The following is a 9,074-nucleotide window of genomic DNA, read 5'->3' as shown; positions in this document are numbered from 1 at the left end:
CAACCCCTCCGCCTTGTGCAGCCGACGGATCTCGGCCCAGTCTTCCACTGAAATCATCCCTCCAGAATGACGAGGGGGGTCAACTTTCACCCGTCGTCTGGGGGTCAGTATTCACGCGTCGTCGACATCCCGCCGGACGTGGATCGTGCGGGCGATACCTGAACCGCGGCGTCCAGATACGCCAGCGTGGTCCGCATACGCCGGCGTCGTCGACGGAACCCGCACCGGAGGCGAGCGCCGACCGTCCCGAGAGTTCGCACCGCCCTCGATAGGCGGCGCGATTCAGCGCGCTGCGCCGCGCGGGACCCCCGCGGGAAGTCCGCGTCGCCCCCGCACCGGTACGAGAGCGTTCGGCCCCCATTGCGGCCGCGAGGGGGGGTCGTGACGGGTTCCGGAGTCGGAGTCGACGAGGAGTGCGCCGCCGCGACAGCGGGCAGGGGCCGGATCGAGGCATCGCCGCCGCATGAGTCCGACGGGGATCATTCAGCCAGATTCGGATCGCGCTGGCGATACCTGAACAGCAGCGTCCAGATACGCCCGCACCGTCCAAGTACGCCAGCGCGTCCCTGCCCGACCTGCCCTCGGCCGCGCGTGCGTACGCGGCCGCCGGGTGGGGGAGGGGAGGGGCGGAGCGACCGGGAGTGCGCACGCCGCGACGACACGACGACGACACGACCAGGAACGACGAAGGCCACCTCGCGATCAGCGAGGCGGCCTTCGTCGTGTCGTGCGGTATGCGGCTACTTGAAGGGAGTACCGCCGCGAGACTGAAGCTCCAGGAGAGCCTCCTTCTCGGCTTCGTGCTGCTCGTGAGCGGCCTTCACGTTCTCCGCCTGCTCCTCGGCCGGGTCGGCGGCGAGCAGGGCGCCCGAGCCGGTCTGGCCGGCGAAGCCGAGCTTGTTCATCCGCTTCGGCAGCGCCGCACCCTCGTAGGGGAGCGGGATCGGGTGACCGTGATCGTCCACCGGGCCCAGCGGCTGGTGGATCTCGATGTACTCACCGGCCGGCTCGCGACGGATGATGCCCGTCTCGATGCCGTGGGCGAGGACGTCGCGGTCGCTGCGCTGCAGCGAGATGGCCCAGCGGTAGGTCACGAAGTACACGATCGGCGGAACCACCAGCAGACCGATGCGGCCCATCCACGTGGTCGCGTTCAGCGAGATGTGGAACTTCAGCGCGATGATGTCGTTCATGCAGCTCACCGTGAGGATGATGTAGAACGCCAATGCCATCGCGCCGATGGCCGTGCGGACCGGAGCGTCACGCGGCCGCTGCAGCAGGTTGTGGTGGACGTCGTCGCCGGTCAGGGCCTTCTCGATCCACGGGTAGCTGAAGAGCAGAGCGAAGATGATGCCGATCACCACGACCACCCAGAAGATGGCGGGGATGGTGTAGTGGCCCCAGTAGATCTCCCACGGCGGCATGAGGCGGGCGAAGCCGTCCGTCCACATCATGTAGATGTCGGGCTGCGAGCCGGCGGACACCTGTGCCGGGTTGTACGGGCCGATCTGCCAGACCGCGTTGATCTGGAAGATGCCGGCCATCAGCGCCAGAGCACCGGTGGTGATCGCCATGAAGGCGCCGCCCTTGGCCGCGAAGACCGGGAGGATCCGGACGCCGACGACGTTGTTCTCGGTGCGGCCGGGGCCGGGGAACTGGGTGTGTTTCTGATACCAGACCAGTGCCAGGTGCGCGCCGATCAGAGCCAGGATGATGGCCGGGAAGATCAGCACGTGCAGCACGTACATGCGCGGAATGATGATCTCGCCCGGGAAGTCGCCGTTGAACAGGGCGAACTGGATCCAGGTGCCGATCAGCGGGATGCTCAGCACGATACCGCTCATGGCGGCGCGGACACCGGTGCCGGACAGCAGATCGTCGGGCAGCGAGTAGCCGAAGAAGCCCTCGAACATCGCCAGCAGCAGCAGGAAGCAGCCGATCACCCAGTTGGCCTCGCGCGGCTTGCGGAAAGCGCCGGTGAAGAAGATACGGCACATGTGCACGATGATCGACGCCGCGAACAGCAGGGCCGCCCAGTGGTGGATCTGCCGGACGAACAGGCCGCCGCGGACCTCGAACGAGAGGTTCAGGGTGGTCTCGTATGCGCGGCTCATGGTGACGCCCTTGAGTGGCGTGTAGGCGCCGTCGTAGATCACGTGTGCCATCGACGGATCGAAGAACAGGGTGAGGTAGACACCGGACAGCAGCAGGATGATGAAGCTGTACAGCGCGAGCTCACCCAGCAGGAACGACCAATGGGTGGGGAACACCTTGTTGATCTGGCGGCGCATACCCGCGGCCATGCGGTACCGCTGGTCGGCCTCGTCTGCCTGCGTGGCGAGGCGGTCGGCGATCGTCATGACTTACGCTCCCAGAATGCCGGTCCGACGGGCTCGATGAAGTCGCCTGCGGCGACCATGTACCCCTGATTGTTCACCGTGATCGGCAGCTGAGCCAGGGCGCGCGCGGCCGGTCCGAAGACGGGCTTGGCGTACTCCAGGGCATTGAACTGCGACTGGTGGCACGGGCAGAGAATGCGGTTGGTCTGCTGCTCGTACAGCGACGTCGGGCAGCCGAGGTGGCTGCAGACCTTGGTGTAGGCGTAGTAGTCGCCGTAGTTGAAGCTCTCCTGGCCGCGGCGCTTGATCACCTTCGCGTCGGGGCGCAGGCGGATCAGCATCACGGGGTTGCGCACCGCGCGCAGCCCTTCCAGCAGCTTGTGACGGGACTCCTCGGTGTCGCCGTAGCCGTCGGAGACGCGCCACGGGAAGACGGTCTCCATCGCGCCGGCGTCCAGATCCTCCGGCCGCACCAGGGCGACCTGGTACGGGTTACCGGTGTCGCGGCGCAGGAAGACGGTCTCGTTCTTGCTGACGTTGTGGATCGGCGACCAGCCGGTCTGCCACAGGTCGTCCTTCTTGTCCGCCCACGGGTTCTTGATGAAGCCGCCGATCGCGGCGATACCGCCCGCGAAGGCGAGCGCACCGAGGCCGAACGCCGCCGATCCGAGGATCATCTTGCGGCGGGGGAGGGTGGAGGTGTCCAGGGTGTCGTCGAGCTCGGCGACGATCGTCTGCCGGTCGGCCTCGGCCGACGGACCGTCGTGCCGCTCCTGCACCGAGATCTCGGCCGGAATGAAGCGCTTGGTCAGCTGCACGACGCCGAAGCCGAAGCTCAGGATCGACAGGCCGAAGCAGACGCCCAGAGCCGGCGTGTAGAAGGTGTACCACCAGTAGTTCGGGTGGTCGGGCATGGTGAATTCCCAGTGGTTCCACACGAAGAATGCGAAACCGGCCAGGGCGAAGATGCCCGACACGACGAACCAGAAGGCGACGATGCGTTCGGACCGCTTCTCGGCCTTGGTGCCGGGCACCGGGAAGCGCGGTTCGCGGTAGATGATCTCGACGCCGTCGAGGTTGGTGCCGAGCTGGACCTTCTCGTCGCGGCTCATCGCGGCGAGCTGGTCGTCCGATGGGACGTCGTTACTCGTTGCGCTCAATTTCGTGATCCAATCCACATCGCACCGACAACGATCCCGACCACGCCGATGACCCACATGACCACGCCTTCGGAGACGGGGCCGAAGCCGCCGAGGCCGAAGCCGCCGATCGGGTTCGAGGAGTCCGCGTAGCGGATGAAGCCGATGATGTCCTTCTTCTCTTCCTGCGACAGCTGCCGGTTGGAGAACTTCGGCATGTTCTGCGGGCCGGTGAGCATGGCCGTGTAGAGCTGCTGCTCGTTGACGTTCGTCAGCGGCGGGGCGTACTTACCACCGGAGAGGGCACCGCCGCGGCCGGTGAAGTTGTGGCACGACGCGCAGTTGAGGCGGAACAGCTCCGAGCCGCGGCCCAGGTCGCGGTTCTGGCTGATCGACTCCATCGCGAGCTTCGGCAGCCCGGTCTTGGGGTCGGTGACCGGCTTGCCGTCCTTGTACTCGTAGAGCACGCTCGGGCCGCCGCCCATCGCCTGGATGTAGGCGCCGAGCTGATCGATCTGCGCCTGCGTGAACTTCTCGGTCTTGCGGGCGACCTGCGCCTCGCCGCGGGCGGCGGGCATGCGGCCGGTCGAGACCTGGAAGTAGACGGCGGCGTCGCCGACACCGAGGAGCGACGGACCGCGATCCGGCACGCCCTCGAGGTTCTTGCCGTGACACGTCACGCACGAGGTCTCGTACAGCTGCTTGCCCTGCTCGACCAGCACGGCGTTGTTGCTGTCGGCCGTGGCGACCTGCGGCTTGGGCGTGAGGAGACCGGCCAGCAGGCCGGTCGCGATCAGGCCGAACAGCAGGAAGGCGGTGGCGCCTGCGCGACGACGGAGCTTGCGGCGCGACTTGGCGCGACGCGCATCGGTCTTCGCGGTTCCGGCGGTCGCGCTCTCGGTCCGGTCGTCGCCGTTCGGCTCGGACGAACTCGGTGGAGATGATCTCATCGGTGACTCTCTACTAAGCGATTGGACTGCTACTTCGGTGTGCGCGGGCTACTGCACGAAGTAGATGAGGACGAACAGGACGATCCAGACCACGTCGACGAAGTGCCAGTAATACGACACGACGATCGCCGCGGTGGCCTGTGCCGGAGTGAACTTCGACAGGCGGGTGCGGACCAGCAGCAAAATGAAGGCGACGAGACCGCCGATCACGTGCAGTCCGTGGAAGCCGGTCGCCATGAAGAAGACCGAGCCGAAGGCCGACGACGAGAGGGTGACGCCCTCGTTGATCAGGGTGTAGTACTCGTACGACTGGCCGGCGATGAAGAACGCGCCCATCAGGAAGGTGAGCGTGTACCAGCGGCGCAGGCCGAAGACGTCGCCGCGCTCCGCGGCGAACACGCCGAGCTGGCAGGTGACCGAACTCGCGACCAGGACGATGGTGACCGGGATCGCGAGCGCCAGGTTCAGGTGGGCCGGAGGCTGCGGCCAGTCCGCTCTGGCATTGGCTCGCGCGACGAGATACATCGCGAAGAGTCCGGCGAAGAACATCAACTCGCTCGACAACCACACGATGGTGCCGACGCTGACCATGTTCGGACGGTTCAGCGAATGCACACGCGAGGTGATGGAGGTTCCTTGGGTACCCACGGCGCTAGTCACATGAGAAGTATGACGGGTCGTAGTAAGAGATGCCCACCCGGGTCCCAAATTCGCCGAAAATAGTTGTCCCATCGCAGGTCGCGGGCGGTGCGGTCGGGGCCGCCGGGCGTGTCCGGCGGGGTCTTCGGGGCGAAGATCGGGTGCGGGCGCCACCAGCTATCGTGCCCGGCGGGGCTGAGAGAGTCCTGAAGAACACGGCAAGGGTGAGGAGACGGACATGCGCAGGTGGTTCATGCGGCGCGCGGACGCGCCCCGGGATGTGTCCGAAGAGCTGACGCGGGCGGTGGTGATCGCGGAATCGCATGACGAGACCGCGGCGTCCTCGACGGTGCTGGCCGCGGCGGGACTGATCGATCCCGCGGAACGTCTGTTGCGGCTGCTGGTCTTTCTGCCCGCGGCGCAGGTGCCCGGCGTCATCGAACGGTGCGCGTCGGAGGATTACGTGCCGGCACCCGCCCTCGCCTCCGATCCGCCGGCGCCGGCCGGGCTGGTCGCGGTGGCGCTGGCCCGCGTCCAGCCGATCGACGCCCGGCGGGTCTCGCAGGAGCGGTCGCTGCTGAGTTCCATCGCGGCGCGGGTGGGCGGCACGGTCGGCGGGTGGGCGGTGCTCGACGTCGCGGATCCGGGGCGATGAACACTGTTTATCCTGTCGGGGTGAACACCTTCGCTCCGCTGTCCTCGTCCGCGCCGTCGCCGGAGTCGCTCACCTGGCCGCAGATCCTCGGCAAGGTGACCGACGGCCACGACCTGACGGTGGGCGAAGCCGGCTGGGCGATGCGCGAGATCATGTCGGACGCGGCGACCGGAGCACAGATCGCGGCGTTCGGGGTGGGCGTGAAGATGAAGGGCGCCGCCCCGTCGGAACTGCGCGGCCTCGCCGCCACCATGCTCGAGATGGCCAATCGGGTGGACCCGGGCGGGCCGGCGGTCGACATCGTCGGCACCGGCGGCGACCGCTCGCACACGGTGAACATCTCGACGATGACCTCGGTCGTGGTCGCCGCGGCGGGGGTGCCGGTGGTGAAGCACGGCAACCGCGCGGCGTCGTCCAAGAGCGGCGGCGCCGATGTGCTGGAAGCGCTCGGCGTCGCGATCTCCCTCGGCCCCGAAGCGGTGCAGCGCTGTCTGCACGAGGTGGGGATCGGCTTCTGCTTCGCCCCGGTCTTTCACCCGGCGTTCCGGTTCGCCGGCCCGCCGCGCAAGGAGATCGGCATCCCGACGGTGTTCAACGTCCTCGGCCCGCTGACCAATCCGGCGTCGCCGGAGGCCGGGCTGATCGGCTGCGCGTTCACCGATCTGGCTCCCGCGCTGGCGCAGACCTTCGCCGAGCGCGGCAACCGGGTGCTGGTGGTGCGCGGTGACGACGGCCTCGACGAGCTGACCACGACCACGACGTCGACGGTGTGGCAGGTGGTCGGCGGCGAGGTGGCCCGGCACACGCTCGATCCCCGCGACCTCGGTCTGGAGCTGGTGGAGCTGTCGGCGCTGCAGGGCGGCGACGCTCAGGTGAACGCGGGGATCGCCCGGGATCTGTTCGCCGGGGCACGCGGACCGGTGCGTGACGCGGTGTCGCTGAACGCCGCGGCCACGTTGGTCGCCTTCGAGCAGGAGCGGCTGTTCGGCGAGGGCGAGCTGACCGCGGCCGTGCGCGACGCCCTCGCCCGGATCGACGAGGTGCTCGACTCCGGGGCGGCGGCCGACCGGCTGGCGCGCTGGGCCGAGCTCAGTACCGCGCTGGCCGGGTAGCTCTCCTCTCCTTATTCCTCTCCGATGGAGAAGCCGCCCTCCACCTCCGAGCTCGAGTAGCTGCGGAAAGCGATGTGGGTGGCGCTGTGGCGCACTCCGGGGAGCCGGTTGATCCGGCCGGTGACGACATCGGCGATGTCGTCGTGGCTGCGGACACGCACCTTGGCGATCAGATCGACGTCCCCGGCGCACGAGTACACCTCGGTGACCCCCGGGATGTCGGCGACGGCCTGCGCGGTCTCCGGGATCTGGTGGATGTCGGCTCCGATGAGGACGATGGCGGTGATCATGCCCCGAGCCTAAACGAGCCGGCGGCCGGTGGAGCCGGGTGTTCCCGGGCGCGGCGGGCGACGTCGGAGAAGTCGAGACGGCGCTGCGCCGAGCCGATCGGGAGCGACAGGTCGCCGGTCACCGAGACCACCCGGGTGCCCGGCTCGGCGATCCACCGCCAGAGCAGCGCCACCTCCTCGGGCGGCGCCCCGGACAGTGGACCGTCGCCGGGACCCGGCGGCGGGATCGACTGCGCCCCGGCGACGAGGAGTTCGACGACCGGCATCGGCGCCACACCGCGCGCCGCGTAGCCCGCGCCGGCGAGCCGGCCGTAGCGGATCACCGCGAAGTCCCAGCCGCCGGCCGGCGCGGAGGCCGGCCGGGCGAGAACCAGTTCGTCGAGCCGGGCGAGCGCGGAGAGGCGCTGGCAGCGGGCGAGGGCCTCGATGGTCGCGGCGAGCCGGTCGCGGGCGCGGGCGGCCGACTCGAAGCGACGCAGTTCGGCGAGCCGGGCCAGGCGCCCGGCGAGCTGGTCGAGCAGCGCGTCGGATCGGCCCTCGATCAGATCGGCGGCGGCCCGGACGCGGGGCAGATAGTCGGGCAGGGTCTGCGGGCGGTCGCTCGCGGCACGACACGCCCCCGGCAGCGCCGCGACGAGCGGGTCGGGCATCGCCGCGGCCGCGGCGGTCCCCGGGCAGAAATGGTGGTCGGCGGTCGTCAGGGACGTCGTGCAGGTGCGCAGGCCGGCGGCACCGGCGATCACATCGGCGACGTCCGCGGCGGCCGCGCGGCCGCCGAACGGGCCGAGACAGAGCTCGCCGGGAGTACGGGTCACCCGCAGGCGTGGGAAGCGTTCGGCGGTGAGCACGACCCACCAGCCCTGTCGCGGATTGCGGGAGCGCCGGTTGTACGCGGGCTTGTGCACCGCCAGCAGGGTCAGTTCGCGCACGCCGGCTTCGAGGGCGTGCGCGCACTCCACGTGCTCCACCCGGCGGGCGAGGGCCACCATCTCGGCCATCCGGGCGCGCGGATCGGCGCCGGTGAAGTACTGGGAGACGCGCCGGTGCAGATCGACGGCCGTCCCGATATAGAGGACCTCGTCACCGGGACCGCGAAAGAGGTACACGCCCGGCCGATGCGGCAGCCCGGCGGCGAGCGTGCGCTTGGCGCGCACCGCGGGCGTGGTGCGCGGCAGATAGCGGGTCAGGTCGCGATAGGTGCGGACACCCTGATTCCCGACGCGCTCGAGAAGACAGTGGAACACCTCGACGGTGGCGCGGGCGTCGTCGAGCGCCCGGTGGGTGGGCGTCACGGAGACGTCGAAGAGCTCGGCGAGCGCACTCAGCTTGACCGTGGGTGCTTCTTGCCGGGAGAGGATCCGCCGCGCCATCACCACGGTGCACAGCGTCGCCGGGAACGGCCAGGGCAGATGACGGCGGGCGGCGGCGCGTTTGAGGAAGCCGGTGTCGAACCGGGCGTTGTGGGCCACCAGGATCGCGCCGCGGGCGAACTCGAAGAACGCCGGCAGCACCTCGTCGATGGTGGGGGCGTCGTGCACCATCGCCGTGGTGATGCCGGTCAGCGAGACGATCTGCGGCGGAATCTCCCGACCCGGGTCGACCAGGGTGGCGAACTCGCCGAGCACCTCGCCGCCGCGGATCTTCACCGCGCCGATCTCGGTGATCGCATCCCGGTCGGCGCTGCCGCCGGTGGTCTCCAGATCGACGATCACCAGGGTGGTGTCGTACAGCGCGGCGGTGGCGAACTCCTCGTCGTCGGGGAGATCGGCGAAGCTCAGCTGCTGTTCGGGTCGGTGATCAGCCATACCCGGGAAGGTAGGCGGCACCTCCGACAATCCGTTCCGCCGCGGCGGTCCGCGGCCCCGGTGTCGGAGGGTCGTCCTAGTCTCCACCTCGAGTCGAGTGTTCCCGTGCCGCCGGAGCGCCGTGGTCCGCCGGAAAACGGCGGTC

At 69.2% G+C, this 9,074-nt stretch carries 8 protein-coding genes; 2 read left to right on the top strand and 6 right to left on the bottom strand.

Features of this window, described 5'->3' with window-relative positions:
• Positions 1-740: 740 nt before the first annotated feature.
• The 4 genes from qcrB to ctaE are packed head-to-tail and all read right to left on the bottom strand — an operon-like array spanning position 741 to position 5,088.
• Entirely contained in the window at positions 741-2,360 is a 1,620-nt protein-coding gene (qcrB, locus tag ACSEEN_RS19570; protein WP_247864075.1) for a cytochrome bc1 complex cytochrome b subunit, read from the bottom strand.
• Positions 2,357-3,499 carry a cytochrome bc1 complex Rieske iron-sulfur subunit gene (qcrA, locus tag ACSEEN_RS19565; RefSeq protein ID WP_247864074.1) on the bottom strand — a complete coding sequence of 381 codons (1,143 nt, stop codon included), beginning with the start codon at positions 3,497-3,499 and terminating at the stop codon, positions 2,357-2,359. The genes qcrB and qcrA overlap by 4 nt, the downstream gene beginning before the upstream one ends.
• The gene (qcrC, locus tag ACSEEN_RS19560; protein WP_440714070.1) at positions 3,496-4,428 is read right to left on the bottom strand and encodes a cytochrome bc1 complex diheme cytochrome c subunit; all 933 of its coding nucleotides are present in this window, start codon (positions 4,426-4,428) and stop codon (positions 3,496-3,498) included. Before qcrC ends, qcrA begins: the two co-directional genes overlap by 4 nt.
• Positions 4,429-4,476: 48 nt before the next feature.
• Positions 4,477-5,088, bottom strand: a complete 612-nt coding sequence (gene ctaE, locus ACSEEN_RS19555; RefSeq protein WP_247864072.1) for an aa3-type cytochrome oxidase subunit III — start codon at positions 5,086-5,088, stop codon at positions 4,477-4,479.
• 217 nt (positions 5,089-5,305) lie between these two features.
• On the opposite strand from ctaE, the gene ACSEEN_RS19550 reads away from it, so the two are divergent.
• Both ACSEEN_RS19550 and trpD read left to right on the top strand, forming a co-directional pair.
• The gene (locus tag ACSEEN_RS19550) at positions 5,306-5,722 is read left to right on the top strand and encodes a hypothetical protein (RefSeq protein ID WP_247864071.1); all 417 of its coding nucleotides are present in this window, start codon (positions 5,306-5,308) and stop codon (positions 5,720-5,722) included.
• Positions 5,719-6,834, top strand: coding sequence for an anthranilate phosphoribosyltransferase (gene trpD / locus ACSEEN_RS19545; protein WP_371308640.1), 1,116 nt, complete (start codon positions 5,719-5,721; stop codon positions 6,832-6,834). Before ACSEEN_RS19550 ends, trpD begins: the two co-directional genes overlap by 4 nt.
• Positions 6,835-6,845: 11 nt before the next feature.
• On the opposite strand, the gene ACSEEN_RS19540 is transcribed toward trpD, so the two are convergent.
• Together ACSEEN_RS19540 and ACSEEN_RS19535 are read right to left on the bottom strand one after the other, a co-directional pair.
• A complete protein-coding gene (locus tag ACSEEN_RS19540) occupies positions 6,846-7,124 on the bottom strand; it encodes an Lrp/AsnC family transcriptional regulator (protein WP_247864069.1) in 279 nt (92 codons plus the stop codon).
• The gene (locus ACSEEN_RS19535) at positions 7,121-8,929 is read right to left on the bottom strand and encodes a DEDD exonuclease domain-containing protein (RefSeq protein WP_298445048.1); all 1,809 of its coding nucleotides are present in this window, start codon (positions 8,927-8,929) and stop codon (positions 7,121-7,123) included. The genes ACSEEN_RS19540 and ACSEEN_RS19535 overlap by 4 nt, the downstream gene beginning before the upstream one ends.
• Between the last annotated feature and the right edge of the window lie 145 nt (positions 8,930-9,074).

Source organism: Gordonia marina, assembly GCF_052036135.1.
Taxonomy (GTDB): Bacteria; Actinomycetota; Actinomycetes; order Mycobacteriales; family Mycobacteriaceae; genus Gordonia.
Note: the sequence above shows the minus strand (reverse complement) of the source record. Positions and strands in the feature narration are given on the sequence as shown.

Bases quoted from the DNA above. Each gene is read 5' to 3' on its own strand.
- qcrB (WP_247864075.1), bottom strand. From the start codon at position 2,360: ATGACGATCGCCGACCGCCTCGCCACGCAGGCAGACGAGGCCGACCAG.
- qcrC (WP_440714070.1), bottom strand. From the start codon at position 4,428: ATGAGATCATCTCCACCGAGTTCGTCCGAGCCGAACGGCGACGACCGG.
- ACSEEN_RS19550 (WP_247864071.1), top strand. From the start codon at position 5,306: ATGCGCAGGTGGTTCATGCGGCGCGCGGACGCGCCCCGGGATGTGTCC.
- trpD (WP_371308640.1), top strand. From the start codon at position 5,719: ATGAACACTGTTTATCCTGTCGGGGTGAACACCTTCGCTCCGCTGTCC.
- ACSEEN_RS19540 (WP_247864069.1), bottom strand. From the start codon at position 7,124: ATGATCACCGCCATCGTCCTCATCGGAGCCGACATCCACCAGATCCCG.
- ACSEEN_RS19535 (WP_298445048.1), bottom strand. From the start codon at position 8,929: ATGGCTGATCACCGACCCGAACAGCAGCTGAGCTTCGCCGATCTCCCC.